Genomic DNA, 26,551 nt, shown 5'->3' with positions numbered 1-26,551 from the left:
TACAAACATTGTGCATTGTACAGGTTTGCCTGACAGCGTAGTCTGCGTACAGCAAGGTTTGAAGAGGCCATCATGACAGTACCTATTGCCATCATCGGTGCCGGTATCGCCGGCCTTTCCGCCGCCCAGGCCCTGCAGAAGGCCGGGCAATCCGTTCACTTGTTCGACAAAGGCCACGGCAGTGGCGGGCGTATGGCCAGCAAGCGCAGCGAGGCCGGTGCGCTCGACCTTGGCGCCCAGTACTTCACTGCCCGCGACCGGCGTTTCGTCGAACAGGTACAACAGTGGGTCGCTGCCGGCTGGGCCGCGCAGTGGAAACCGCAACTGTACAACTACCGTGACGGCGAACTCACACCCTCCCCTGACGAACAGACGCGCTGGGTGGGCGTGCCGCGCATGAGCGCCATCACCCGCAGCCTGCTCAAGGACGTGACGGTGAACTTCGGCTGCCGTATCGCTGAAGTATTCCGGGGCAAGCAGTACTGGCACCTGCAAGATACCGAAGGCTGCAGCCATGGCCCGTTCAGCCGCGTGGTGATTGCCGTCCCCGCGCCCCAGGCCACACCATTGCTGGCTGCCACGCCCAAGCTCGCCGCCGTGGCAGCCGGCGTGGTGATGGAACCGACCTGGGCCGTTGCCCTGGCCTTCCAGTCCCCCCTCGACACCCCCATGCAAGGCTGCTTCGTGCAGGACAACCCACTCGACTGGCTGGCGCGCAATCGCAGCAAACCAGGCCGTGACGAGCATCTCGACACCTGGGTGCTGCATGCCACATCCCACTGGAGCAAACAACACCTCGACCTGGCCAAGGAAGAAGTCATCGAACAGCTCTGGGGCGAATTCGCCGAGCTGGTTGGCTGCGTGGTGCCAGCCCCCTCCTTCGCCCTGGCGCACCGCTGGCTGTACGCACGGCCGGCGGGGAGCCACGAATGGGGCGCGCTGGCCGATGCCGACCAAGGCCTGTATGCCTGTGGCGACTGGTGCCTGTCCGGTCGCGTAGAAGGCGCCTGGCTCAGCGGCCAGGAGGCGGCACGGCGGCTTCTGGAGCACCTCGAATAAGCTGTAATGCCAAATCCTGCAAAATACGGGTTTGCAGAACGGCCTGGCTGTGCTGGAATAAACTTGTACAAGCTTAAATTCATGTACAAGTTTTTCGGAGACAGCCATGCACGAGCCATCCACCGAACGTAAGCCTCGCATCGCCATCAGCGCCTGTCTGACGGGCCACAGTGTGCGCTACAACGGCGGGCACAAGGCGTCCGACCTCTGCCGTACACAGCTGGAAGCGCATTTCGACTGGCTGCCGGTCTGCCCCGAGGTGGCGATTGGCCTGGGCGTACCGCGTGATCCGATCCGGCTGGTCGGCGACCCCGAGCACCCTTCGGTGGTCGGCACCCGCGATCCCGGCAACGACCTCACCGGCCCGTTGCGCACCTACGGCGAGCAAATGGCCGCCGAGCTCGACGATATCTGCGGCTACATCTTCATGCAGAAATCGCCCTCTTGTGGCCTGGAGCGGGTCAAGGTCTACCAGGACAATGGCTACCCCGCCCCTCAAGGCGGCACAGGTGCCTATGCTGCCGCCTTCTGCGCCTGTCGCCCGGACCTGCCCGTGGAGGAAGAAGGCCGCCTGCACGATCCGGTGCTGCGCGAGAACTTCATCAGCCGTGTCTACGCCTACGCTGATTGGCAGCACCTGCTGGCCCAAGGCCTGAGCCGCGGTGCCTTGGTGCGCTTCCACTCCCGCTACAAATACCTGTTGATGGCCAACAACCCCCAGGCTTATCGCCAGCTGGGCCGTCTGCTTGGGAGCATGAGCAGGGACGACGACCCCCAGGAGATCGGGCCACGTTACTTCAGTCAGCTGATGCAGGCCCTGCGTCGCTGCGCCAGCCGAGGGACCCATGGCAATGTGCTGCAGCACCTCAGTGGTTATTTCAAAGGGGCAATGACCCCGCAGGACAAGGCCGAACTCCAGCACATCATCGATCAGTACCAGCAAGGCGTGGTGCCCTTGGTGGTGCCGCTGACCCTGCTCAAGCACTATCTGCGCAAACACCCTGACCCCTACCTGTTGCAGCAGGCCTACCTGCAACCTCACCCCGACAGCCTGGGGCTACGCAATGCCGTCTGACATGCTGATGCCGATTGGCGAACTGGCCCGCCGTACCGGAGTGAACCCGGTGACATTGCGGGCCTGGGAGCGGCGATATGGCCTGCTCAAACCGCAACGCACCGCCAAAGGCCATCGCCTGTATGGCCAAGATCAGGTCGACCGGGTCGACGCCATTCTCGCCTGGCTGGCACGCGGCGCGTCAGTGGGCCAGGTACGCGAACTGCTCGAGAAGCCCTCAGCTGTAGCGCCACAAGGCGACTGGCAAACCCGTCAGCAGCAACTGATCGAGGCCATCGCCAACCTCTCCCAACGTGCCCTCGACCAGCAACTCAACCAGGCCATGGCGTTGTACCCCGCCGTCACCTTGTGCGAACAACTGTTGCTACCGCTGATGGACAGCCTGAACCAACGCTGGCGCAACTATTTCAATGCCCAGCTTGAGCAGGTTTTTTTCCATACCTGGCTACGCAGCAAGTTGGGCGCGCGGGTCTACCACGACAACCAACTGCTGCATGGGCCAGCCGTGCTGCTGGCAGTGGATGCAGAGCATGCCTTCGACCTGGGCCTGTGGCTGTGTGCCTGGCTACTGAGCAGCAACGGCATCCCGGTCGAAGTGCTTGAACAGCCGGTCAGTGGCGCGCAACTGCAACGTGCCGTTATCGCGCTACAGCCCCGCGCGTTGCTCTTGCAGCTAGGTCCGCGCATCGATGCCAAGGCCCTGCTGCGTACCCTGCAAGGGGTCCCTGGGGTAAAGCTGCTGGGCGGCGCCACTGTCGCGCTGCACCAAGCCCAGTTGCAGACAATGAACCTGCCTGAGCTCTACCTGTTCGATACACCGCAGGCGGCATTGCGCGCGCTGCAAGGCAATGACCGCCGGCCTGCTGAATGAGTACACCATGCAACTGATCTGGCTACGCAGCGACCTGCGCATAGACGACAACACCGCCCTGAGTGCTGCCTGCGAACGGGGCCCCACATTGGCATTATGGCTGGCCAGCCCAGGCCAGTGGCACGCGCACGACGATGCCGCCTGCAAGGTCGACTTCTGGCTACGCAACCTGCACGACCTGCGCCAGTCACTGGGCAAGCTCAACATCCCACTGCTGATCCGCAGGATCGACACCTGGGATGAAGCGGCATCCGCGCTGCTTGAGGTTTGCCGCCAGCACCAGATCGAAGCCGTGCACTGGAATGATGAATACGGCATCAACGAGAACGACCGTGACCAAGCCACCCGCAAGCGGTTGGCGGCATCGGGCATCCAGGTCCATAACTACCTCGACCAATTGCTGTTTCGCCCCGGCACTGTCCTCACGCGCAGCGGCGATTACTTCCAAGTGTTCAGCCAATTCAAGAAGGTTTGCCTTGAACACTTGCACCGCAGCTTGCCAGCCCTTGCCCCGCGGGTGAAATGCCAGGCACCGCTGGGCATTCCCAGCGACCCGGTACCCGCGCAGGTGGAGGGTTTCGATAAACCCACCGCCTCGCTCGTCGCCCACTGGCCAGCGGGTGAAGGCGAAGCCCAAGCACGGCTCACGCGCTTTGTCGACGAAACCATCGAGGATTACCAGCACCTGCGCGATCTGCCAGCCCAACCCGGCACCAGCCAGCTGTCGGCGTACCTGGCCGCCGGTGTTATCTCGCCGCGCCAATGCCTGCATGCCGCCCTGGCCAGCAACCGCGGCGAGTTCGACAGCGGCAGCAGCGGTATTCAGACATGGATCAACGAACTGCTTTGGCGCGAGTTCTACAAGCACATCCTCACCGGTTATCCACAGGTGTCGCGCCATCGCGCTTTCCGTAGCCACACCGAAGCCCTGCCCTGGCGTGATGCGCCAGAAGACCTCCTGGCCTGGAAACAAGGGCGCACTGGGTTCCCAATCATCGATGCGGCCATGCGTCAGTTGCTGCAAACCGGCTGGATGCACAACCGCCTGCGGATGATCGTCGCTATGTTCCTCAGCAAGAACCTGCTGATCGACTGGCGCGAGGGCGAGCGCCATTTCATGCACCACCTGATCGACGGCGACTTGGCGGCCAACAATGGCGGTTGGCAGTGGAGCGCCTCCACAGGTACCGACGCGGTGCCCTACTTCCGCATTTTCAACCCGATTTCGCAGTCGCAGCGCTTTGACCCAGAGGGGGCCTTTATCCGCCACTGGCTACCGGAACTTAAGGACCTGGATGAAAAAAACATTCATCAACCGGTGAAGTCTGCTGATCTTTTTGCTAATACTTGCTACCACCGTCCGATTGTCGATCTCGGAAGTAGTCGCCAGCGCGCACTGGACGCATTCAAGAACCTGCCGCGCCGGTGATTCAGAGGGCAGCATCTTGACCAACTCGCGTAGTTTCTGGGTTACAGGGGCCAGCAATGGATTGGGTCTGGCCTTAGTAGAGCGGTTGCTTGAGCAAGGACACCGGGTTGCCGCCAGTGGGAAAGACAGCCAAGCGTTGGATGAATTGGCGACACACCATGGCGACAGGCTCCTGCGCCTGCCTTGGCAGTTGCATCATGAGCATCAGGCAGCCCGCGCCAGCGGGGAGATCTCACGTGCCTGGAAGTCACTGGACAGCCTGATCATCAATGCTGGCACCAGCGATTACCTGGAAGGCGCCGTGGCGCACAACGATCTCTTCGAGAAAATCATCAGCACGAATCGGGTGGCGGGTGAATATTGCCTGGCCAGCGCCCTGCCGTTTTTGGCCAGGGGGGACATGCCGCAGGTGATGGCGATTTTCAGCCGTTACTCGGCTTTGCAGTTGTATGCGCCCACACAAACGACCGCAGGCTGGAACAACACCCCCCAGTGGTTGCGCGAACAGCGCGAGCCGTTGAAGGGGATGGGGATCGATTTGACAGTGGTTGCACCGCAATCCCTGAAGACACCGGTGACCTCGGCGCAAGCCCTGCCCGATCCCTGGACGCCGCAGAACGCGGCAGAAGAACTGCTGCAACGGTTGCCGTTACGTGAACCTGAACTGGTGCTTGAGACGTTGGACCCGAGCAGCTTGTGGCCGTTGTCTCGCCAATAGCCGCAACCTGCTCTGCAGGGCCGAGTCTACATTGTAAAACGTTGAACACCGTGCGACCGATGCCACAGCACAGGCAGGATGGCGCTCAATGATTGCGGATCGGCGCTGCTCCAGAACGCGGCTTCGCGTGGCGGCCCTTCGGCCAGTAGGCCACGTGCGTCGAGCAGCCGCTGCAGTTGCCGCGCCACCGCAGCGCCGGTATCGATGATGGCCACATCGGCGGGCACCATCTCGGCCAGCAGGGGCCGCAGGAAGGGATAGTGGGTACAACCCAATATCAACGTGTCACAACCGGCCGCCAGCAGCGGCTGCACATAGCCGAGCAGTAACTGGCGCAACTGCGGGCTGCCCAGGTCACCGGTCTCGATCAGTTCGACCAACCCGGGGCAAGGCTGGGTGACCACCCGCACATCGTTGGCGAAGCGGTCGAGCAACGCCGCGAACTTGGCGCTTTGCAATGTGCCGGTGGTTGCCAGCACGCCCACCACGCCGGAACGGGTGGCTGCAGCAGCGGGCTTTACCGCCGGCTCCATGCCTACCAGTGGCCAGTCGGGGTAAAGCTCGCGCAGATCGGCAACGGCCGCCACGGTAGCCGTGTTACAGGCCAGAACCATCGCCTTGGCCCCCTGTGCCTGGAAAAACTCGGCAATTCGCCGGCAACGCTGGCGGATATAATCCGGGCTTTTTTCGCCGTAGGGCACATGGCCACAATCGGCCACGTAAAGCAGCGATTCGTGGGGCAAAAGGCTCTGGATTTCGGCCAGGACCGACAAGCCGCCGACCCCGGAGTCCATCACGCCGACGGGGGCCGAGCGCTCAGCCATCGCGCTTGCCGCATACGCTGCAGGCAGGATCACGCTTGACCCGCAGCTCACGCAGGCGCGTGCCCAAGGCGTCGATCAGCAGCAGGCGGCCTACCAGCGGCTCACCGAAGCCGGCGAGCAGCTTCATGGCCTCCAGTGCCTGCAGGCTGCCGACCAACCCGACCAGCGGGCCGATCACCCCCGCTTCACTGCAGGTCAGCTCATCCTCGCTGCCATGGCCATACAGGCAGTGGTAGCAAGGGCTGTAGTCGCGCCGAGGGTCGAACACAGACAACTGCCCTTCGAGGCGGATCGCAGCACCACTGACCAGCGGTTTGCCAACGGCGAAGCAGGCAGCGTTGACGGCCTCACGGGTAGCAAAGTTGTCGGAGCAGTCCAGCACCAGGTCGACCGCTGCCACTGCCGCAGCCAGGGAATCTTCGTCCAGTGCCTGGCGATGAGCGACCAGGGTGACCTCGGGGTTGATCGCCTGCAGGCGTTGCAGCGCCGAGTCCACCTTGCTCATCCCGACATTGCTGCTGTCATGGATGACCTGGCGCTGTAGATTGGTCAGGTCGACAGTGTCGAAGTCGGCCAGGTGCAGCTCACCAACGCCAGCAGCGGCAAGGTACAACGCCACGGGCGAGCCGAGCCCCCCCAGGCCGACGATCAGCGCCTTGCTCCGCTTCAGACGCAGTTGGCCGTCGATATCCACCTGGGCCAGCAGAATCTGCCGGCTGTAACGCAACAGTTCCTGATCGCTCAACATGGCATGCGCCCCAGGGAAATACGTTCATGACCCCCCAGGTCCCTGCGGCTGGCTATCTCGATGAAGCCTTGCGCAGCCAACAGCGCGCGCACTGCCACAGCCTGGTCGTAGCCATGTTCGAGCAACAACCACCCACCTGGCAACAGGTACATCGGGGCCTGGCTGACGATCGCCCGCAGGTCATCCAGGCCATCGGCGCCGGCGACCAGCGCGCTGCTGGGCTCGAAGCGCACATCCCCGGCGACCAGGTGCGGGTCTTCGGCGGCGATGTAAGGCGGGTTGCTGAGAATCAGGTCAAATTGCTGGCCAGCCAGGTTGCTGAACCAATGGCTGGCCAGCACCTGGACATTGCCCAGGCCCAGGCGCTGGCGATTACGTTCGGCCAGCGCTACTGCCTCCTCGACCCGATCCACCGCCGTGACCTGCCAGGCGGGGCAGTCGCTGGCCAGGGCCAGGGCGATGGCACCCGTACCGGTGCCCAGGTCGAGCACCTTGGCCGGCGAAGCCGGTTGCAACGCCAGGGCAGTCTCGACCAGCAGCTCGGTATCCGGCCGCGGGATCAGTGTATGCGGGGCGACCTCCAGGTCGAGCTTCCAGAAGCCCTGCTGCCCAAGAATGTAGGCCACCGGCTCGCCGGCCCGGCGACGCTGCAGGTAGCCGGCATAGGTCTCGGCATCTTCGCTGCTGACGATCCGCTCTGGCCAGGTGTGCAGGAAGCTGCGCGACTTGCCAATGGCGGCAGCCAGCAGTAACTCGGCGTCCAGGCGCTCCGAGGGCGAATCGGGCAGCTGCGCATTGCGCAGCAGGCTGGCAATAATGGTCATCAGTCCCCCAGAGCAGCCAATTGATCGGCCTGGTATTCGGCCAGCAACGGTTCGATCACGGCGTCCACGCCACCGGCCAGGATGTCGTCGAGGGAATACAAGGTCAGGTTGATACGGTGATCGGTCACCCGTCCCTGTGGGTAATTGTAAGTACGGATGCGCTCGGAGCGGTCCCCCGAACCCACCAGCAGCTTGCGCTCGCTGGCGATGGCGTTCTGCGCAGCGCTGGTCTGCATGTCGTTGAGCTTGGCCGACAGCCAGGACATGGCGCGGGCGCGGTTCTTATGCTGAGAACGCTCTTCCTGGCACTCAACCACGATCCCGGTAGGCAAGTGGGTGATGCGGATAGCGGAGTCGGTCTTGTTGACGTGCTGACCACCGGCACCGGAGGCGCGGTAGGTATCCACGCGCAAGTCGGCCGGGTTGATCTCGATGGCGACCTGCTCATCGGGCTCAGGCAACACCGCCACCGTGCACGCCGAGGTGTGGATCCGGCCCTGCGACTCGGTTTCCGGCACCCGCTGCACGCGGTGCGCGCCTGATTCGAACTTGAGCTTGCCGTACACGCTGTCGCCCTCGACACGCGCGATGATCTCTTTGTAGCCGCCGTGCTCGCCTTCGTTCTCAGAGAGAATCTCCAGGCGCCAGCCACGCCGCTCGGCGTAACGCGAATACATGCGGAACAGGTCGCCAGAGAAGATTGCCGCTTCGTCCCCCCCGGTGCCGGCACGGATTTCGAGGAACACGTTGCGCCCGTCGTTGGGGTCCTTGGGCAGCAGCATGCGCTGCAACTGCGACTCCAGGCCTGCCAGTTGTTCCTTGGCTTCACGCACCTCATCCACGGCCATTTCGCGCATGTCGGGGTCAGCATCCTTGAGCAGTGCCTGGGCGCCTTCGAGGTCGTCCTGCACCTTGCGCCACGCCTGATAGGCGGCGATCACCGGCTCCACTTCGGCATATTCGCGCGAGTAAGCGCGAAAGCGGGTCTGGTCGGAAATGACTTCGGCATCACCCAGCAGTGCGGTGAGTTCCTCGAAGCGGTCCTGGAGCGTATCCAGTTTGTTCAGCAGCGACGCTTTCATTGCAGGGATTTGTCCGTGGAGCCCTCATTGAGGGCAAAGAGTTCCTGGGCCATGGCCAGCGCATCGAGGCGGCCCTCGGCCGAGAGCTTTTTCAGTTGCACGCTAGGCGCATGCAGCAGTTTGTTGGTCAGCCCCCGGGCCAGTTGGGCCAATACTTCCTCGGGGTTGCCGCCGTTGGCCAGCAGGCGCTGGGCTTTTTGCAATTCTTCGTCGCGCAGGCGCTCGCTTTGCTGGCGGTAGGCACGCAGTACGTCTACGGCGCCCAGCTCGCGCAGGCGCACCATGAAGTCTTCAGCACCCACCGAAACCAGCTCTTCAGCTGCCTGAGCCGCCCCTTGGCGGCTCTTGAGGTTTTCTGCGACCACTTCGTGCAGGTCGTCGACGGTGTACAGGTAGACGTCGTCGAGTTCACCGACCTCCGTCTCGATGTCACGCGGTACGGCAATGTCGACCATGAAGATCGGCTTGTGGCGGCGCTGCTTCAGCGCGCTTTCCACCGCACCCTTGCCGAGGATCGGCAACTGGCTGGCGGTGGAGCTGATGACGATGTCGCTGTTGGCCAGTTCCTGGGGGATGTCAGCCAGCAACACGGCATGGGCACCGAACTGCTCGGCAAGAAGGCTGGCCCGTTCCAGGGTACGGTTGGCCACGACGATACGGCGCACACCCTGCTCATGCAGGTGACGGGCCACCAGGGTGATGGTTTCACCGGCGCCGATCAGCAACGCCTGGCTGCGTCCCAGGTCGCTGAAGATCTGCCGCGCCAGGCTCACCGCGGCAAACGCCACCGACACAGGGTTTTCGCCGATTGCAGTGTCGGTGCGCACCTGCTTGGCTGCACTGAAGGTGGCCTGGAACAGGCGCCCGAGCAGCGGGCCGACGGTACCGGCCTCGCGCGCGACAGCATAGGCCGACTTCATCTGGCCGAGGATCTGCGGTTCGCCGAGCACGAGCGAGTCCAGGCCGGAGGCCACCCGCATCATGTGCCTCACCGCGTCGTGCTCTTCATGGATATAGGCGCTGGCGCGCAGTTCATCCACGTTCAGGCGGTGATAATCGGCCAGCCACTGCAGAACGGCGTCGGCCGACAGCTGATCCTGCTCTATATAGAGCTCGCTACGGTTGCAGGTCGACAGGATCGCCGCTTCGCGGCTGGCGGTCAGTCGGCAGAGCTGCTGCAGGGCGTCGACCAGCTGCTCGGGGGTAAACGCCACGCGCTCGCGTACGTCTACCGAGGCAGTCTTATGGTTGATACCAAGTGCAAGAAAGGCCATGCAAGGTCGCTGGTTGTGACGGGAAGCCGATAATTGTCCTCTTTCGCAGGTTTCAGGACAACCACCGTTCGCTATTGAGCTGATAGCACCTGCTCGCCCGACCTGCTCTCGCGCTGGCAACAAAGCCGGCAAGCACACCAGGCGCCCTGTGGGAGCCGGCTTGCCGGCGATGCTGACACCGCGGTCGTGGCGCCGGCTTCGCCGGTGATCGCCGGCAAGCCGGCTGCCACAAAGTCCGTGCCGGGTCAGGGTATATTTCTTACAGAACAAGGCGTGCCAAGACAACTTTCGATACATTCAAAACGATTTATTCCACAAGTCTGTAGCTCGTTTCTGAAACAAAGCCTTAGATATTGCTCCCTCTCAATTCGACGCCTAGCCTTGCCAATCACTGACCGGGCCAAGCACTCCTGCCTGCGAATAAACCTTAACATCTGGGGAAATTGCAGGGTATGCCGATAAGGTTGCAGGGGTTGGCAAAGCAGCGAACCTGATCAAGAAAGGCGCCTATATCGGCATTGCGTTGGAGGTCGCAAGCACAAGCTTATCAATCAAAAAAGCATGCGCAGAAGGGAGAGATGAAGAATGCAAAAGAGCTACCATCGTTGAGAGTGGTTCACTTGCAGGTAGCGTGGGAGGAGGCCTAATTGGCTCAATCGGTGGAAATCTCATTGGAATGGCAGCCTGTAGCGTGGTCTTAGGAATAGCATCAGGCGGGCCTGGAGCGATCGCGTGTGGGGTAGGGGGCGGAGCCTTGGGAGGAATCGTAGGCGGGGAGCTCGGAAATGAAGGAGGAGAATATTTGGGCGAAATTTTGTATGAGCGAGTGATAAAGTGACCACAATTCAACTTGCTTTAGGCGCAGCCTATGGCATTATTTTTACAGCGATTTTTATCTCTCTACCTCTAACATTTTATTTATCACATCGCGACACCGAATATATAGAATCCCTGCTACCCAGCTGCAAAATCATCAATGACAATAGAAAGCTATATTCTGAATTTGGCCTGACTGGCAAAATCATTCGGTTTGGGGCGCTGTCTCTGATGTTAGTTTTCCCAGAGGCGTATGCACGCAGGGGCCTGATAAAAATTGATGAGGTTGATCGGCTACCCGAACGAATGAAAAAACGACTATGCAGACTTGTCATCTTCAACCTCGCCTTATTTCTAGCATTACTGTTAACTCACGCGTGCCGATATCTCATTTGAATCTCGAGAATCCGCCAAGCCGCCATTGGCAAAATCGACGCCAGGGCTGGCACCACAATGCACATACGCCGCAACTTGGCAGACCCCATTGACATCCAATGCATGCCCGAGATATCCAGACGCCTGCTCCTGTTTTCTGGTATACCATGACACTATCGCTTCTATCACTGATAGTTCTAGAGTGAGACGTGAGCGCGGAGCACTCACGCGCCACGCCTGCCCCTGCTAGACAGGCATAGCTATCAGATCAAATGGAGTTGGGGCCAACTTTCAAAGCCCTCAGGCTCAGCGCGCACCCTGCTCTTACATATTCAACCTGGGCAGTCACCGCATCTTTCACTACTGCTTCGCCAAGATCAGTGAGTTCTTGCCTTTTGACATGTTCGACACTCAAGTGCAGCATGTGCATTGCAACATCCATCGCCTTCTGGAATGCCAGTAGCGTCGTATTCGGCCCTAGCTCAGCAATCACCCTTTCCCAGCGGTTGTCTGCATCCGCCTGCAGGGTCAGGAATTCTTTCATGGAAACCTTATCGTCGGCATAAATGCTGGTCAGTAAATCTTCAAGCGATTTCGAAAGAACTGTCATGGCGATCTCCTTGAGTTCTAGTATTTCGGGAGACGCCTCATGAAGTCAGAAGATGATTCATCAAGGCGTATTCCGTGAGGCTTCTGTAGGTGAGTCAGTAAACTAACTCAACCACCAAAGGGGGCTATCAGGCCATTCCACTCGATCTGAACAATCCTCCACGCCGACGCAGCGATTTTTTTCAATCGCCCGCTTCAAATGCTCCCTGACATTCCGGTGAACACGTGCTGGATGCCAGGGGAGGCCAATCGGGGCCCTCCACCTTCCACCCTCCAACGGGACCGAACGCCCAAAAATGCGGATCCCTACTGCTGCACACGCTTGCGAACCTCTACTTCACCCCACTGTCCCACCTAGCAACACCCACGCTGTACACCACGACCTTCGCAGGTGGGTTTGCCCCCGCGCTTGTGTCATCATGCTCCGACCGCCGGTAAGTCCTTTTAAGCCTCCTTATATGAACAGACCCTACGCATTGCTGCTTGCCTTCGCCCTGCTCCAGGGCTGCCAGAGCCTGGCCCCGCAAAAGGCCGAGTCTCCCGTTGCCCAAGTCGGCAAAGGTGAGGCCGAAAAGCCCGTGGTGTATGGGTCGTTCAAACAGGACACGCTCTACAGCCTGCTGGTGGCCGAGCTGGCCGGCCAGCGCAACCGTTTCGACATCGCCCTGGCCAACTACGCCGACCAGGCCGAGAAGACCCAGGACCCTGCTGTCTCCGAGCGTGCCTACCGCATCGCCGAGTACCTGGGCGCGGACGAGCCGGCCCTGGATACCGCACTGATCTGGGCCCGCAACGACCCGCAGAACCTCGACGCCCAGCGCGCTGCCGCCATCCAGCTGGCGCGTGCTGGCCGTTATGACGACTCCATGGCCTATATGGAGAAAGTCCTGCAAGGCCAGGGAGACACTCACTTCGACTTCCTCGCCCTGTCGGCTGCCGAGACCGACCAGAGCACCCGCGACGGCCTGATGCAAAGCTTCGACCGCCTGCTGGTCAAATACCCGGACAACAGCCAGCTGGTGTTTGGCAAAGCCCTGCTGCTGAACCAGGACGGCAAGGCCGAAGAAGCCCTGAACCTGCTGGAGGAGCACCCTGCGCAAAATGGCGAGATCGCCCCGATCCTGCTGCGCGCACGCCTGCTGCAGGCCCTGGACCGCGGCCCGGAAGCCTTGCCACTGCTGCGCGGCGCCATCCGCGACAACCCGGACGACAAGCGCCTGCGCCTGACCTACGCGCGCACCCTGGTCGAACAGGACCGCATCGCCGACGCCAAAGGCGAATTCATCAGCCTCGTCCAGCAGTACCCCGATGACGACGAACTGCGCTACTCCCTGGCCCTGGTGTGCCTGGAGAACAAGGACTGGGACGAAGCCGAAAGCTACCTGCGCGAGCTGATTGACCGCGACAGCAATGTCGATGCCGCGCACCTGAACCTGGGCCGCATCGCCGAGGAGCGCCACGACCCCGCAGGCGCCCTGCGCGAATACGCCTTGGTCGGCCCCGGCCCGGATTACCTGCCGGCACAACTGCGCCAAGCTGACATCCTGATCGCCAACGGCCGCGGCACCGAAGCGTCGCGCCAGCTCGCCGAGGCCCGCGAGGCCCAGCCAGATATCGCCATTCAGCTGTACCTGATCGAATCGGAAAGCTACAGCAACAACAACAAGGACGCCCAGGCCAACCAGGTGCTGCAGCAGGCCATCCAGCGCTACCCGGACGACCTCAACCTGCTTTACACCCGCGCCATGCTGGCCGAGAAGCGTGACGACCTGGCGCAGATGGAAAAAGACCTGCGCGCGATCATCGCTCGCGAGCCGGAAAACGCCATGGCCCTCAACGCCCTGGGCTACACCCTGGCCGACCGCACCACCCGCTATGCCGAAGCCAAGGCACTGATCGACAAGGCCCACCAACTGACCCCGGACGACCCCGCCATCCTCGACAGCCTCGGCTGGGTGGCCTATCGCCAGGGCAACCTCGACGAAGCCGAACGCTACCTGCGCCAGGCGCTGGAGCGCTTCCCCGACCATGAGGTGGCCGCCCACCTGGGCGAGGTCCTGTGGGCCAACGGCAAGCGTCGTGAAGCCCGCCAAGTCTGGGCCAAAGCCTTCGAGGCCCAGCCCGACAGCCCTATCCTGCGCAAGACCGTCTTGCGCCTGACCGGATCCGAGACCCTTTAACGCCATGTTCTTGCGCCATTGCATCACCTTGACCCTCATTGCCCTGCTGGCCGGCTGCGCCGGTTTCGGTAGCCGCGAAGCCCTGCAGGGCCACGGCGACCCACAGCAGTGGCGTGCTCATAAAGAACAGCTGAGCAGCCTCGATGGCTGGCAGATCAACGGCAAAGTCGGTATTCGCGCCCCGCGTGACTCCGGCAGCGGCACGCTGTTCTGGCTGCAGCGCCAGGACTACTTCGACATCCGCCTGGCCGGGCCCCTGGGTCGCGGCGCTGCACGCCTGACCGGCCGCCCTGGCGGAGTGGTATTGGAGGTAGCCAACCAGGGCCGCTACGAGGCCAGCAGCCCCGAGGCGCTGCTGCAAGAGCAGTTGGGCTGGCAGTTGCCCGTCTCGCACCTGGTCTGGTGGGTGCGTGGCCTGCCCGCCCCTGACAGCAAAAGCAAGCTGACGCTCGATGGCGACAGCCGCCTGGCAAGCCTCGACCAGGATGGCTGGCAGGTACAGTACCTGAGCTACACCGAACAGAACGGTTACTGGTTGCCCGAGCGCCTGAAGCTGCACGGCAAGGACCTCGATGTGACCCTGGTCGTCAAGGACTGGCAGCCACGCCAGCTGGGGCACTGATCGATGCAAACGCTCACCCTGCCCGCCCCGGCCAAGCTCAACCTGTGGTTGCACATCATCGGCCGCCGCCCGGACGGATACCATGAGCTGGAGACCGTGTTCCAGTTCCTCGACCACGGTGACGAGCTCACCTTCGCCCGGCGTGAAGACGGGGTGATCCGCCTGCACACCGAGATCGACGCCGTGCCCCACGACAGCAACCTGATCGTGCGGGCTGCGCGCAAACTTCAGGAACAGGCCGGCACACCACTGGGCGCTGACATCTGGCTGAACAAGGTGCTGCCCATGGGTGGCGGTATCGGTGGCGGCAGTTCGGATGCGGCGACCACGCTGCTGGCGCTGGCGCACTTGTGGGAGCTGAGCTGGGACGAAGATCGCCTGGCCGCCTTGGGCCTGACCCTGGGCGCCGATGTGCCGGTGTTCGTCCGCGGCCATTCAGCGTTCGCCCAAGGTGTGGGCGAGCAACTGACCCCGGTTGACCCAATCGAGCCGTGGTATGTCGTGCTGGTGCCGCAAGTGTCTGTCAGCACAGTAGAAATTTTTTCACATCCGCAGTTGACACGTGATTCCCTCCCCCTTAAGATGCGCCCCGTTCCCGAGGGAAACAGTCGAAATGACTGCCAACGGGTAGTTGAGCAACGTTATCCAGAAGTTCGAAACGCATTGAATTCACTGGGTAAATTCACCGAAGCTCGGCTAACCGGAACTGGAAGTTGTGTGTTTGGGGCCTTCCCAAACAAAGCCGAAGCTGATAAAGTTCTGGCCCTTCTTTCAGCGACCCAAACAGGGTTTGTGGCGAAAGGAAGCAATGTTTCGATGTTGCATCGCAAGCTGCAAAGTCTGGTCAAGAAGTCGAGTGCCTAGCGCTCGCAGCAACAGATACAGGGGCGTCGCCAAGCGGTAAGGCAGCAGGTTTTGATCCTGCCATGCGTTGGTTCGAATCCAGCCGCCCCTGCCATTTTCCTTATACTCATCCAGGTATACCCTCAGCCTCCAGGTACTGCGCGTGTCCAAGATGATGGTCTTTACGGGGAACGCTAACCCCGATCTGGCTCGGCGTGTCGTACGTCAGCTGCATATCCCTCTCGGTGACGTCTCTGTCGGTAAGTTCTCCGACGGCGAGATCAGTACTGAGATCAATGAAAATGTCCGCGGTAAAGACGTCTTCATTATTCAGCCGACCTGTGCCCCGACCAACGATAACCTGATGGAACTGGTAGTGATGGCCGACGCCTTCCGCCGCTCCTCAGCATCCCGAATCACCGCCGTGATTCCTTACTTCGGATACGCCCGCCAGGACCGCCGTCCGCGTTCGGCACGTGTAGCCATCAGCGCCAAAGTCGTCGCTGACATGCTCACTGTCGTAGGTATCGACCGTGTACTCACCGTCGACCTGCACGCTGACCAGATCCAGGGTTTCTTCGATATCCCGGTCGACAACATCTACGGCTCGCCCGTACTGGTCGACGATATCGAAGACCAGCGTTTCGAGAACCTGATGATCGTCTCCCCGGACATCGGTGGTGTCGTGCGCGCACGTGCCGTCGCCAAGTCCCTGGGTGTCGACCTGGGTATCATCGACAAACGCCGTGAAAAGGCTAACCACTCCGAGGTCATGCACATCATCGGCGACGTCGAAGGGCGCACTTGCATCCTGGTAGACGACATGGTCGATACCGCCGGCACCCTGTGCCATGCGGCCAAAGCCCTGAAGGAACACGGCGCTGCCAAGGTTTACGCCTACTGCACGCACCCTGTTCTGTCGGGCCGCGCGATCGAGAACATCGAGAAGTCGGTACTGGACGAGCTGGTGGTGACCAACACCGTTCCGCTGTCCGCCGCTGCTCAAGCCTGTGACCGTATCCGTCAGCTGGATATCGCACCGGTTGTCGCTGAAGCGGTGCGCCGCATCAGCAACGAAGAATCGATCAGCGCGATGTTCCGCTAAGCGGAACACGCGTTGACGAAAAGCGCCCCGCCCCAACATTGGTTGGGGCGGGGCTTTTTTGCCATCCCCGTTGGCGCTGGTCGCAAACGCCTCGGGGGGCTATTTTGGAGAAACAAAATGACTGACTTCACTCTGAACGCCCAAGCGCGTACTGACCTGGGGAAAGGTGCGAGCCGCCGCCTGCGTCACTCCGCCCACATCCCAGCCGTTGTCTACGGTGGTAACAAGGACGCCGAGTCCCTGACCATCCTGGCCAAGGAAATCACCAAGCTGTTCGAAGACGAGGCTGCCTTCAGCCACGTTCTGCAACTGAACGTCGACGGCACCAAGCAAGACGTCGTGGTCAAGGCCCTGCAGCGCCACCCAGCCAAAGGCTTCATCATGCACGCCGACTTCGTTCGCGTTGTTGCTGGCCAGAAGCTGACCGCCAAAGTACCGGTTCACTTCATCAATGAAGAAGCCCCGGTCAAGAAAGGCGGCGAGATCTCCCACGTTGAATCCGAGATCGAAGTTTCCTGCGAAGCCAAAGACCTGCCAGAGTTCATCGAAGTTGACCTGGGCAAGGCTGAGATCGGCACCATCATCCACCTGTCGGACCTGAAAGCTCCGAAAGGCGTAGAGTTCGTCGCTCTGGCCCACGGTGATGACAAAGCGGTTGCCAACGTTCACGCTCCGCGCGTTTCCGCCGAAGCTGCTGAAGAAGGCGCTGCCGAGTAATCCACTCGCGCGCCGGTGTTGATCGGGTTACAGTGCCGCGCGCACCGTAACCCACCAACTCCAAGGAAGAGCCCCTGACGTGACCGCCATCCAGTTGATCGTCGGCCTGGGTAACCCCGGCCCCGAATACGAACAGACCCGGCATAACGCAGGGGCTCTTTTCGTTGAACGCATCGCCAGCGCCCAGCGCGTCTCCCTGACCGCTGACCGCAAGTATTTCGGCCTGACGGCTAAATTCAGCTATCAGGGCAACGATGTTCGCCTGCTGATCCCCACCACCTACATGAACCGTAGCGGCCAGTCCGTGGCGGCCTTGGCCAATTTCTTCCGGATCAAGCCGGAAGCAATCCTGGTGGCGCATGACGAACTCGACCTGCCCCCGGGCGTCGCCAAGCTAAAACGTGGTGGCGGCCATGGTGGGCACAACGGCCTGCGCGACATCATCGCGCAGCTCGGCAACCAAAACGATTTCCACCGCCTGCGGCTTGGCATTGGCCACCCGGGTGACGCCAAACTGGTTTCCAACTTCGTCCTGGGCCGCGCGCCGCGCGCCGAGCAGGAGAAGCTCGACGCCAGCATCGATTTTGCCCTCGGCGTGCTGCCGGACGTGCTTGCCGGCGACTTCGCCAAAGCGATGCGCGAGCTGCACAGCCAGAAGGCCTGATTTCCTAGAGAGGGGAATACCCATGGGTTTCAATTGCGGCATCGTCGGCCTGCCCAACGTCGGCAAGTCCACCCTGTTCAACGCCCTGACCAAGTCTGGCATCGCGGCGGAGAACTTCCCCTTCTGCACCATCGAGCCGAACAGCGGCATCGTGCCGATGCCCGACGCGCGCCTTGCTGCGCTGGCGGAGATCGTCAAGCCTAACCGCATCCTGCCGACCACCATGGAGTTCGTCGACATCGCCGGCCTGGTCGCCGGTGCCTCGAAAGGTGAAGGCCTGGGCAACAAGTTCCTCGCCAACATCCGCGAGACCGACGCCATTGCCCACGTGGTGCGCTGCTTCGAAGACGAGAACGTGATTCACGTTTCCAACAGCGTCGACCCCAAGCGCGACATCGAGATCATCGACCTCGAGCTGATCTTCGCCGACCTCGACAGCTGCGAGAAGCAACTGCAGAAGGTCACCCGCAACGCCAAGGGCGGCGACAAGGAAGCCCTGGCGCAAAAGGCCATCCTGGAAAAGCTGATCCCGCACTTCACCGAAGGCAAGCCGGCACGCAGCCTGATGAAGAACATGGCGGACGACGAAAAGGCCGTCATCCGTGGCTTCCACCTGCTGACCAGCAAGCCGGTGATGTACATTGCCAACGTCGCTGAAGACGGTTTCGACAATAACCCGCACCTGGACGTGGTCAAGGCCATCGCCGAGGAAGAAGGCGCGGTGGTGGTGCCGGTGTGCAACAAGATCGAAGCCGAAATCGCCGAACTTGACGACGGCGAAGAAAAGGACATGTTCCTCGAGGCCCTGGGCCTTGAAGAACCTGGTTTGAACCGCGTGATCCGCGCCGGTTACGAACTGCTCAACCTGCAGACCTACTTCACTGCCGGCGTGCAGGAAGTACGTGCCTGGACCGTCCGCGTCGGCGCCACCGCGCCGCAAGCCGCTGGGGTGATCCACACCGACTTCGAAAAAGGCTTCATCCGCGCCGAAGTGGTGGCCTATGACGACTTCATCCAGTTCAAGGGTGAGGGCGGTGCCAAGGAAGCCGGCAAATGGCGCCTGGAAGGCAAAGACTACTTCGTCAAGGACGGCGATGTGATGCACTTCCGCTTCAACGTCTGACCCGCTGCGTGAAGCATTGACGAAAGCCTCCATGACCGGAGGCTTTCGCGTTTCTGGCCCAGGCGCCTGCGCAGTGCGCCGTTCAGATACCGATAGTATCGACCCCACGCCCGACCAGCGAAGGTTCATGATCCATCGCCTGGAGCAACTCGATGAACGCCTCGGCCTGCGGTGAAAGCGCATGGCGGCGCAGGCTCACCACCCCATCACGGATCTGAAAGGCTTCAAGGTCTGGCGAAATGTCAGCCGGCCTGAGTTGGTGCAATCCAAGTGCCTTGCCACCCTCCCACTGGCTCACCTGCAGTTGCGAAGAACAGCCAATGGCATTGGACTGCATGACGATATCCAGCAACGGCCGACCGTTTTCGCACTCCACCGCCGGTAGGTAGTCCCTGCGCCCGGAGTACTGCAGCACCAGGTTTCGTACACCAAAGGAGCACACCATCGGGTAGGCGAACAACTGCTCGCGGGTAACGCTCTCCTGCGCGGCCAGAGGGTGATCACTGCGGCAGAAGAAGCACCAGGTGCGCGGCTGCAGTTGGCGAATGCGGTAATTGGGGTCGAGCTCGAAACTCTGCGAGCTGGCGATAAAGAACTCGATCTCTTCGGCCATCAGCCGCTTGGTCAGGTTCTCCCGGGTATCCACCACGAAGTTGGCATTGACCTGTGGCTGAACCTCAAGAAACCGCGCCACCGTACGGGGCACCAACCCCGCTGCTGGGGCCGGGCTGGTGCCGAAATACAGCATGTCGCGGTCGGCGCTGTTGATGCGGCTGATCTTTTCACTCAGCTCGTGGGCCTTGCCCAGAATGTCCAGCGCATAGGACAGCACTAACTGCCCTTGGGGTGTTGGCGGCAGCCCTTTCTGCTCACGCTCTACCAGCTTGCATCCGGCCTGGTGTTCCAGGGCCTGAATGCTGCGGCTGAAGGCCGGTTGCGACAAGCTCACCGCCTCTGCTGCAAGGGAAAAACTGCGGTGATTGATCAATGCGACGAAGTGCCGGAGGTTTCTTAACTCGTAATGCATTTCACGCATGACCTCTTTTGCCAAAAGCAATTGTATATCGGGGTGGGTAATCTTAGTCTTAAAGAACTAAAATCATCAAATAATTATATTTTTATTCTTTTCGGGAATATAAAGAGGCACAACTCGTGGCCACCACTGTGCATAAGTCCGGTAAGCACCTGGTGTTCCGAATTGCGCTCAAGGATGCGCCGGGGATGAGCGTCGTGAACCGCCCCGGTTCGCCCCATGCATCCCATGCATCCAACCACCCAACGACCACGCACCAGGACACCGCGAGTTCGGGCGCAGCAGGACAGCAACCATGACCAATGCTAGAGAAGAAGCTTCAGGAACCGACCGCGAGTACAGCACCGACGTGCTGGTTATCGGGGGCGGTCCGGCCGGTGCATGGGCGGCCATTGGGGCCGCCGCGAAAGGTGCCAAGGTCATCCTGGTGGACAAGGGCTATTGCGGTGCGTCAGGTGCCACGGCGCCGTCGGGTACCGCCGTGTGGTGCGTGGCGCCAGATGCGGCTGGGCGTAAGACAGCCAAGGCCAGCCGCTACGCCATGGGTGGCGAACTGGCTGAGCCGCAATGGATGGATCGGGTGCTGGAGCAGACCTGGCGCAATCTTGAGCAGCTCGCCGAATGGGGCTACCCGTTCCCGGTCGACGAGCAGGGCCAGCAACGCTGGGTGTCCCTGCAGGGGCCGGAGTACATGCGCCTGATGCGCAAACGCGTCAAGCAGGCCGGTGGGCGTATTCTTGATCACAGCCCGGCCCTGGAGCTGTTGGTCGATGAGCATGGCCAGGTCTGCGGTGCCACCGGCATCAGCCGGCAGAAGCAGCAGCGCTGGAGCGTGCGTGCAGGCGCGGTGGTGCTGGCGACGGGTGGGGTGGCCTTCCTCAGCAAGGCGCTAGGGTGCAATGTGCTGACCGGCGACGGCCACCTGATGGCTGCCGAGGCGGGGGCGACATTTTCCGGGATGGAATTTTCCAATGCGTATGGCCTGGGCCCGGCGTTCACCTCGGTGACCAAGTCCGCACTGTACTCCTGGGCCAGCTTCTACTACGCCGATGGCCGCCCGATAGAGGGTGCAGGCTCGGCCAGGGGGCGCGGCGTGATCGCCAGGACCTTGATGAGCGAGCCGGTGTTCGCCCGCCTGGACCGTGCCGATGCGCGCACCCGGCAATGGATGCTGTCGGCGCAACCGAATTTCTTCCTGCCCTTTGAACGCATGGGGCTGGACCCTTTCACCCAGATGTTCCCGGTCACCCTGCGCCTGGAAGGCACGGTGCGCGGCACCGGCGGCCTACGCATCTGCGACAGCCAATGCGCCACCTCGGTACCGGGGCTGTATGCGGCAGGCGATGCGGCGACCCGCGAGCTCATCTGCGGTGCCTTTACCGGTGGCGGCAGCCGCAATGCCGCCTGGGCCTTGTCGTCCGGGCTGTGGGCCGGGGGCGGTGCCGCCGAGTTCGCCCGCGACCAGCGTGGCCACACATCACGCCGCCTGATCCAGGCCGGCACGGTCGGCCTGCAGGGCAAGGGCAATCATGCTTTCGACCCAGAGGCCGTCATCCGCGCGGTGCAGGCGCAAGTGTTCCCGTACGAGCGCAACTGGTTCCGCCAGGGCGGCCTGCTGGAAGACTCGTTGGCACACCTCGACCCGCTGTGGCAACAGGTACGCCAGGCAGCGCCAGCCAGCCCGGAGCAATTGCTACGGGCCCGTGAGGCCGCTGCCATGCTGGCCACCTCGCGCTGGATGTACCGCAGCGCGCTGGCCCGCACCGAGACGCGCGGCATGCACCGGCGCGAAGACCACCCTGCCCTCGACCCGAATCAGCGCCACCGCTTGATCAGCGGCGGCCTCGACGAGCTCTGGACAACACGCGAAAGCCTCGGCCCCGTCGACCTCAGCCTGCTACCGGAGAAAGCCGCATGATCGAATTGATAAGTGCCGAGCGCTGCACTGGCTGCGATATCTGCGTACTGGTCTGCCCCACCGACGTGTTCAAGGCAGTGCCGGGCCAACCGCCGGTGATCGCTCGGCAGGCCGACTGCCAAACCTGCTTCATGTGCGAGGTCTATTGCCCGGAGGATGCGCTGTTCGTTTCACCACTGGCCGAAGAACAGGCCCAGGTGGATGAACGACAACTGTCCGAACGCGGCCTGCTCGGCGGGTATCGCGAGGCGCTCGGTTGGGGCAAGGGGCGGCGCTCGACCGCCGCACTCGACGAAAGCTACCAATTTATCAAGGGCATCTGACATGAAACGTCTCAACCAATGGCTCATTGGCCTGGCAGCACTTTGCGGCTTGGTCTGCGGCGCTCACGCCGCTCAGGAGCTACCCAGCGCAATCCGTATCGCCGTACCCGACACCAGCACCACAGCCAAGCGCTACAGCGGTGGCATGGTGGATATCCTGGTCGACCAGAAACGCTTCGAGCAGGAATTCGCCAAGGACGGCATCAAGATCGAATGGGTCTATGTGCGCGGCGCAGGCCCGGCCATCAACGAGGCCCTGGCCAACCAGCAGGTGGACTTCGCCTACTATGGCGACCTGCCGGCCATCGTCGGCCGCGCCAATGGCCTGGACACTCAGTTGATCAGCGCCAGCCGGCGTAACAGCAAGGCGTACCTGGGCGTGACGGCAAACTCCGGGATCCACAGCCTGGCCGACCTGAAAGGCAAAAAGCTGGCGGTGTTCCGTGGTACCACCTACCACCTCTCGCTGATCCGCGCCCTGGATGCCCAGGGGTTGTCCGAGCGCGACCTGAAAATCACCAGCATGGACACCAGCGCCTCCACCGCGGCGTTGGTTGCGGGCCTGGTCGACGCGGTGTGGGGCGCCAACAACCTGCTCACGCTCGACCAACGAGGGCTGGCCAAGGTTGCACTGACGACCCATGACCTGAACAACGTCGGCGCCACCCACGAAGTGGTGGTTGGCAGAAAAGCCTTCATCGATCGCTACCCCGAGGTGGTGGTACGCCTGCTCAAGGCCCACCAGAAAGGCTACGAGTGGCTGGCCGATGTACACAACAAGGCGCCCTACCTGGTCAAGGCTTCCGAGTGGTCGGGCTACCCGCCTGCGCTGCTGGAGCGTGACCTGGGCGACGAAGATTTTGCCGACCACTACTCGCCGCGCCTGGACGCACCGTTTCTCGATACCCTACAAGCAGACATCGCGGTGGCCCAGCGCCTGCGCCTGATCCGCCAGGCCTTCCCGCTCGCCGATTGGGTACGCCCTGAATTCCAGGCCCAAGCCCTGGCCGCCTCGCAGACCGCAGCCCTGGCGCCCTCACAGCCGTGACCTCAACGGCCTAGCTCGGCGATGTCGCGCACCTCCAGCACCGGCCGAGGCGCACCCCGGCGGACCGTGGCGAGCATGGCTCGCCCGATTTGTTCGGTGGTCAGCACCAGGTGCGGGAACAGCTTGCGCAACAGCGGCAGGGTCCAGCCCAGCCAGCGATAGAACAGCCGATAACTACGGGTCTTGGACTGCTCGCCGTGCATCGGCTGGATCGCTGCGGGCCGCAGCAGGTACACGCCGCGAAACGGCAGGCGCTGCAACGCGTTCTCGGTGCGCCCTTTGACCCGTGCCCACATCACCCTGCCTTGCTCGCTGCTGTCGGTACCCGCCCCGGACACGTAGACAAACACCATCTGCGGATTGAGCCGCGACAGCACCTTGGCGGCGGCCAGTGGCAGGTCATGGTTGATGCGAACGTAACCTGCCTCGTCGATCTCGCTGGCCGAAACGCCCAGGCAGAACAGGCAGGCATCATAGCCACTGAGGTCCGCCTCGAGCCCGCTGTAGTCGAACAGGTCGGCGCGCACCAACTGGCGCAGTTTCGGATCGTCCTGCTGCAGCGCTGTGCGCCCCACTACCAGCACCTGCGACACGTCATCGGCGCGCAAGGCTTCGCGCAGCACACCTTGCCCCAGCATGCCGCTGGCACCGAACAGAATCACTTTCATCCCATCTTCTCCTGGTCGTTTCGCCGGCAGCTCATTTGCGCCTTTTCAGCCCGTCCATCCCGGCGGGCAGTTGTGCGTCGGGGAAGTGCGTGGAAAGCGTAGTCTCTCGCCACTGTTCCAGCTCTTCGGCACGCACACGCTCATCCTGTTCATAGACAAACAGCGCATCCGCACCCAGCAGCAAGCGCAGGGGCAGGTCGTCACGGCGCGACAGCGCCACGATCAGTTCGGCGATCTTCACCGGGTCACCGATTTCCTGCCCACCGTAGCTGGCCAGCAGCCTGAGCACATGCCCCACCGTCGCATCGTAATCCGGGAGCATGCCTTCGACCGGGCGCTTGGCTTCCCCTGCCCAATCGGTGCGCATGCCACCGGGCTCGAGGGTGCAGATCTGGATACCCAACGGCGAGACTTCTTTGGCCACCACATCGCTGAAGCCGCCGACCGCCCACTTCGCCGCCTGATAGGCCGAAAGGCCCGGGGTCGACGTGCGCCCACCAACCGAGGACACCTGGAAGATATGGCCACTGCGCTGGCCACGCATCACTGGCAACACGGCACGGGTCAGGTTGACGACGCCAAACAGGTTGGTCTCCAGTTGCGCACGGAAATCCTCCGAGGACATCTGCTCGAACGGAACGGTGTGGCCGTAGCCTGCGTTATTGACCAGCACATCGAGACCACCGAAGGCATCCAGTGCCAGTTGCACAGCCCGCTGCGCCGCCGCTTCGTCGGTGACGTCGAGCGCGACCGCACGGACTTGATCCGGGTAGCGAGCCACCAGATCATCCAGGCGCTGCGGGTCGCGGGCAGCGGCCACCAGGCGATCACCGTTTTTCAGTACTGCTTCACTGATGGAACGGCCCAGACCGCGCGCCGCACCTGTTACAAGCCACACTTTGGACATGATTCGACTCCTTCGTCGACAATAATGAGTGATTACGCACTCAACTAAAAACTACAAAAAAAGGGCCCTGTCAGCGCCCGCCAAGGGCTGCCCACAGGGCTTTGAAGCCTGCATCGCGATACACATCTGCCTGTTCCGGGGCTTGCTTGATGAACTCCATCGAAGCTTCGGCCATCGATACGAACAAGGCACCATAGAAGGCCTGTGCCTGTTCCGCCGACAACCCGCTCACCAGGCTACGCTCGCGCAGCAGGGCCCCGAGTTCGTCGAAGCCCTCGGCCCCGGCGGCACGATGATCGGCGTCGATCCGCCCGCTCACCCCCAACTGGCGTAGCGCTTCACGGGCGCTGGGGCATTCGATACCCCAGGCCACATAGCCATTCCAGGCATGCCGCACCTGTTGCTCAGGCGTGCTGTCATTGGGGTAGCCCGCCATCATCGCCTGGCGTAAGCCGGCCTTGAGTTCCAGGTACAACTCGTTGAGCAGTACGTCCTTGTTTTCGAAGTAGGTGAACACCGTACCCTCGGCGACCCCAGCCAGGCGGGCAATACGCGCTGTGGTCGCGCTCAGGCCTTGCTCGGCGAAGGCCTGGCTGGCGGCGGCGAGAATGGCGTTGCGTTTGTCGTGACTGCGGGGACGGGCCATGTTGGGTAACTTAATTGAGTGATTGCTCAATCATAAACGTAAATTCGTCCAATGCAAGCCCCTGCCCGATCATCGGTCAACGTCCTGCTCACTCTCAGCGTTGAGGCGGTGCAAGCCCACCACCAACGCGTCCAGCAAGTGGCGCACCGCCGGGACCATGCCGCGGCGCGTGGGGAAGATCGCATGCACCAGCCCTGGCGCAGTGGACACACCCGGCAGCACCTGCACCAACCTGCCCGCGTCAATGTCGGCAACCACCAGCTCACGCGGCAGCACCGCTACCCCAATGCCCCGCAGCACAGCGCTGCGCAGGCTGGTCAGGTCGTCGGTCGCCAAGCGCGGGTGGTGAACCAGCGAAATGCGCTGCCCCTGCTCGTCCAACAGCTGCCAAGTGTACTTCTCGCCATCGTTCGCCATGGACAATGTAGGCCAGGCCTGCAGGCAGTTGAGCGAGTGAGGCGTCGGAAAAGTGGCCACCAGGGTAGGGCTGGCGACCAGAATGCGAACTGAATGACCCAGCGGCCGAACAGCCAGGTCGGTGTTTTCCAGCGGCGGCACACGCACCCGAATCGCCAGGTCCAGTCCTTCCTCGACCACATCCACACGGCGGTTGGTGGCATCGAGCAGGACCTGAACCTGCGGGTTGGCCTCCAGGTACTCGGCAAGGATCTCGCCGATCCCGGAACTGAGCAGCCCACCGGGGCAACTGATGCGCACCGCCCCTTGCGGCTGGGTGCGCGTCTGTTCCACCAGGCCCTTGGCCGCCTGGGCTTCAGCCACCAGCGCAGCACAATGCTGATAGAACTGTCGCCCAGTCTCGGTCAGCGACAGGCTGCGGCTGGTGCGGTTGAGCAAGCGCACACCCAGTTCCTCCTCCAGTGCGCGGATACGCCGGCTGAGCTTGGAGGTTTGCGCCCCCAGGCTACGGGCTGCAGCGGTGAAACTGCCGTGATCGACCACCTGGACGAACAGCCGCAGGTCATTGAGGTCGGTGATCTGTTTCATGGAAGGGCCCGTCTTAATCGTTGCGATTAGAACAACAATACCTTG

At 62.1% G+C, this 26,551-nt stretch carries 26 protein-coding genes and 1 tRNA gene; 16 read left to right on the top strand and 11 right to left on the bottom strand.

Features of this window, described 5'->3' with window-relative positions; genetic code table 11:
* The first annotated feature begins 72 nt into the window (after window positions 1-72).
* From L6D80_RS11165 to L6D80_RS11145, 5 genes are all read left to right on the top strand, one after another.
* Window positions 73-1,059: an NAD(P)/FAD-dependent oxidoreductase gene (locus tag L6D80_RS11165; RefSeq protein ID WP_176513531.1), complete on the top strand. Its 987-nt coding sequence runs from the start codon at window positions 73-75 to the stop codon at window positions 1,057-1,059.
* Between the two features lie 106 nt (window positions 1,060-1,165).
* Window positions 1,166-2,134, top strand: coding sequence for a YbgA family protein (locus tag L6D80_RS11160; RefSeq protein ID WP_054900714.1), 969 nt, complete (start codon window positions 1,166-1,168; stop codon window positions 2,132-2,134).
* Window positions 2,124-3,005 carry a MerR family transcriptional regulator gene (locus L6D80_RS11155; RefSeq protein ID WP_054900713.1) on the top strand — a complete coding sequence of 294 codons (882 nt, stop codon included), beginning with the start codon at window positions 2,124-2,126 and terminating at the stop codon, window positions 3,003-3,005. Before L6D80_RS11160 ends, L6D80_RS11155 begins: the two co-directional genes overlap by 11 nt.
* Window positions 3,006-3,012: 7 nt before the next feature.
* Window positions 3,013-4,434: a deoxyribodipyrimidine photo-lyase gene (gene phrB / locus L6D80_RS11150; protein WP_176513528.1), complete on the top strand. Its 1,422-nt coding sequence runs from the start codon at window positions 3,013-3,015 to the stop codon at window positions 4,432-4,434.
* A 16-nt stretch (window positions 4,435-4,450) separates the two neighbouring features.
* The gene (locus L6D80_RS11145; RefSeq protein ID WP_176513526.1) at window positions 4,451-5,152 is read left to right on the top strand and encodes an SDR family oxidoreductase; all 702 of its coding nucleotides are present in this window, start codon (window positions 4,451-4,453) and stop codon (window positions 5,150-5,152) included.
* A gap of 26 nt (window positions 5,153-5,178) precedes the next feature.
* On the opposite strand, the gene murI is transcribed toward L6D80_RS11145, so the two are convergent.
* The 6 genes from murI to L6D80_RS11115 form a co-directional block, all read right to left on the bottom strand.
* On the bottom strand, window positions 5,179-5,976 hold the full coding sequence (murI, locus tag L6D80_RS11140; RefSeq protein ID WP_054900711.1) for a glutamate racemase: 798 nt from the start codon (window positions 5,974-5,976) through the stop codon (window positions 5,179-5,181).
* Window positions 5,969-6,724, bottom strand: coding sequence for a molybdopterin-synthase adenylyltransferase MoeB (locus tag L6D80_RS11135; protein ID WP_176513524.1), 756 nt, complete (start codon window positions 6,722-6,724; stop codon window positions 5,969-5,971). Before L6D80_RS11135 ends, murI begins: the two co-directional genes overlap by 8 nt.
* On the bottom strand, window positions 6,718-7,548 hold the full coding sequence (prmC, locus tag L6D80_RS11130) for a peptide chain release factor N(5)-glutamine methyltransferase (RefSeq protein WP_176513522.1): 831 nt from the start codon (window positions 7,546-7,548) through the stop codon (window positions 6,718-6,720). The genes L6D80_RS11135 and prmC overlap by 7 nt, the downstream gene beginning before the upstream one ends.
* Window positions 7,548-8,630, bottom strand: coding sequence for a peptide chain release factor 1 (gene prfA / locus L6D80_RS11125; protein ID WP_054900708.1), 1,083 nt, complete (start codon window positions 8,628-8,630; stop codon window positions 7,548-7,550). Before prfA ends, prmC begins: the two co-directional genes overlap by 1 nt.
* On the bottom strand, window positions 8,627-9,904 hold the full coding sequence (gene hemA, locus L6D80_RS11120) for a glutamyl-tRNA reductase (protein ID WP_054900707.1): 1,278 nt from the start codon (window positions 9,902-9,904) through the stop codon (window positions 8,627-8,629). The genes prfA and hemA overlap by 4 nt, the downstream gene beginning before the upstream one ends.
* Before the next feature lie 1,459 nt (window positions 9,905-11,363).
* Window positions 11,364-11,705 (bottom strand): hypothetical protein, encoded by a 342-nt coding sequence (locus L6D80_RS11115; RefSeq protein WP_054900706.1) that lies wholly within the window; start codon window positions 11,703-11,705, stop codon window positions 11,364-11,366.
* A gap of 457 nt (window positions 11,706-12,162) precedes the next feature.
* Between L6D80_RS11115 and L6D80_RS11110 the strand changes: the two genes are divergently transcribed.
* From L6D80_RS11110 to ychF, 8 genes are all read left to right on the top strand, one after another.
* Complete coding sequence (locus tag L6D80_RS11110) at window positions 12,163-13,884, top strand: tetratricopeptide repeat protein (protein ID WP_176513521.1); 1,722 nt, start codon at window positions 12,163-12,165, stop codon at window positions 13,882-13,884.
* A 4-nt stretch (window positions 13,885-13,888) separates the two neighbouring features.
* Complete coding sequence (gene lolB / locus L6D80_RS11105) at window positions 13,889-14,506, top strand: lipoprotein insertase outer membrane protein LolB (RefSeq protein ID WP_176513519.1); 618 nt, start codon at window positions 13,889-13,891, stop codon at window positions 14,504-14,506.
* A gap of 3 nt (window positions 14,507-14,509) precedes the next feature.
* Complete coding sequence (gene ispE / locus L6D80_RS11100) at window positions 14,510-15,370, top strand: 4-(cytidine 5'-diphospho)-2-C-methyl-D-erythritol kinase (RefSeq protein WP_176513517.1); 861 nt, start codon at window positions 14,510-14,512, stop codon at window positions 15,368-15,370.
* Between the two features lie 19 nt (window positions 15,371-15,389).
* Window positions 15,390-15,464: transfer RNA gene (locus L6D80_RS11095), tRNA-Gln, on the top strand.
* 48 nt (window positions 15,465-15,512) lie between these two features.
* Window positions 15,513-16,454, top strand: coding sequence for a ribose-phosphate pyrophosphokinase (locus L6D80_RS11090; RefSeq protein ID WP_003247410.1), 942 nt, complete (start codon window positions 15,513-15,515; stop codon window positions 16,452-16,454).
* A 117-nt stretch (window positions 16,455-16,571) separates the two neighbouring features.
* Complete coding sequence (locus L6D80_RS11085; protein WP_176513515.1) at window positions 16,572-17,171, top strand: 50S ribosomal protein L25/general stress protein Ctc; 600 nt, start codon at window positions 16,572-16,574, stop codon at window positions 17,169-17,171.
* Window positions 17,172-17,250: 79 nt separating this feature from the next.
* Window positions 17,251-17,835, top strand: coding sequence for an aminoacyl-tRNA hydrolase (gene pth, locus L6D80_RS11080; RefSeq protein ID WP_054900701.1), 585 nt, complete (start codon window positions 17,251-17,253; stop codon window positions 17,833-17,835).
* A 22-nt stretch (window positions 17,836-17,857) separates the two neighbouring features.
* Complete coding sequence (gene ychF, locus L6D80_RS11075) at window positions 17,858-18,958, top strand: redox-regulated ATPase YchF (protein WP_176513513.1); 1,101 nt, start codon at window positions 17,858-17,860, stop codon at window positions 18,956-18,958.
* Window positions 18,959-19,040: 82 nt separating this feature from the next.
* Here the strand turns inward: ychF and L6D80_RS11070 are convergent, their stop codons facing one another.
* Window positions 19,041-19,994, bottom strand: a complete 954-nt coding sequence (locus L6D80_RS11070) for a LysR family transcriptional regulator (protein ID WP_054900700.1) — start codon at window positions 19,992-19,994, stop codon at window positions 19,041-19,043.
* 292 nt (window positions 19,995-20,286) lie between these two features.
* On the opposite strand from L6D80_RS11070, the gene L6D80_RS11065 reads away from it, so the two are divergent.
* The 3 genes from L6D80_RS11065 to L6D80_RS11055 are packed head-to-tail and all read left to right on the top strand — an operon-like array spanning window position 20,287 to window position 23,280.
* Window positions 20,287-21,909 (top strand): FAD-dependent oxidoreductase, encoded by a 1,623-nt coding sequence (locus L6D80_RS11065; protein ID WP_176513511.1) that lies wholly within the window; start codon window positions 20,287-20,289, stop codon window positions 21,907-21,909.
* A complete protein-coding gene (locus L6D80_RS11060; RefSeq protein WP_054900698.1) occupies window positions 21,906-22,232 on the top strand; it encodes a 4Fe-4S dicluster domain-containing protein in 327 nt (108 codons plus the stop codon). Before L6D80_RS11065 ends, L6D80_RS11060 begins: the two co-directional genes overlap by 4 nt.
* A gap of 1 nt (window position 22,233) precedes the next feature.
* Window positions 22,234-23,280 (top strand): ABC transporter substrate-binding protein, encoded by a 1,047-nt coding sequence (locus L6D80_RS11055; RefSeq protein ID WP_054900697.1) that lies wholly within the window; start codon window positions 22,234-22,236, stop codon window positions 23,278-23,280.
* Between the two features lie 2 nt (window positions 23,281-23,282).
* Here L6D80_RS11055 and L6D80_RS11050 read toward each other — a convergent pair whose 3' ends face one another.
* The 4 genes from L6D80_RS11050 to L6D80_RS11035 form a co-directional block, all read right to left on the bottom strand.
* On the bottom strand, window positions 23,283-23,948 hold the full coding sequence (locus L6D80_RS11050; RefSeq protein WP_054900696.1) for an NAD(P)H-binding protein: 666 nt from the start codon (window positions 23,946-23,948) through the stop codon (window positions 23,283-23,285).
* A 31-nt stretch (window positions 23,949-23,979) separates the two neighbouring features.
* Entirely contained in the window at window positions 23,980-24,855 is an 876-nt protein-coding gene (locus tag L6D80_RS11045) for an SDR family NAD(P)-dependent oxidoreductase (protein WP_176513509.1), read from the bottom strand.
* A gap of 70 nt (window positions 24,856-24,925) precedes the next feature.
* Window positions 24,926-25,501 carry a TetR/AcrR family transcriptional regulator gene (locus tag L6D80_RS11040; protein WP_176513507.1) on the bottom strand — a complete coding sequence of 192 codons (576 nt, stop codon included), beginning with the start codon at window positions 25,499-25,501 and terminating at the stop codon, window positions 24,926-24,928.
* Between the two features lie 69 nt (window positions 25,502-25,570).
* Complete coding sequence (locus tag L6D80_RS11035; RefSeq protein WP_176513505.1) at window positions 25,571-26,506, bottom strand: LysR substrate-binding domain-containing protein; 936 nt, start codon at window positions 26,504-26,506, stop codon at window positions 25,571-25,573.
* Window positions 26,507-26,551 lie beyond the last annotated feature (45 nt).

The organism is Pseudomonas ceruminis, from assembly GCF_021602025.1.
GTDB classification, from domain to species: domain Bacteria; phylum Pseudomonadota; class Gammaproteobacteria; order Pseudomonadales; family Pseudomonadaceae; genus Aquipseudomonas; species Aquipseudomonas ceruminis.
Note: the sequence above shows the minus strand (reverse complement) of the source record. Positions and strands in the feature narration are given on the sequence as shown.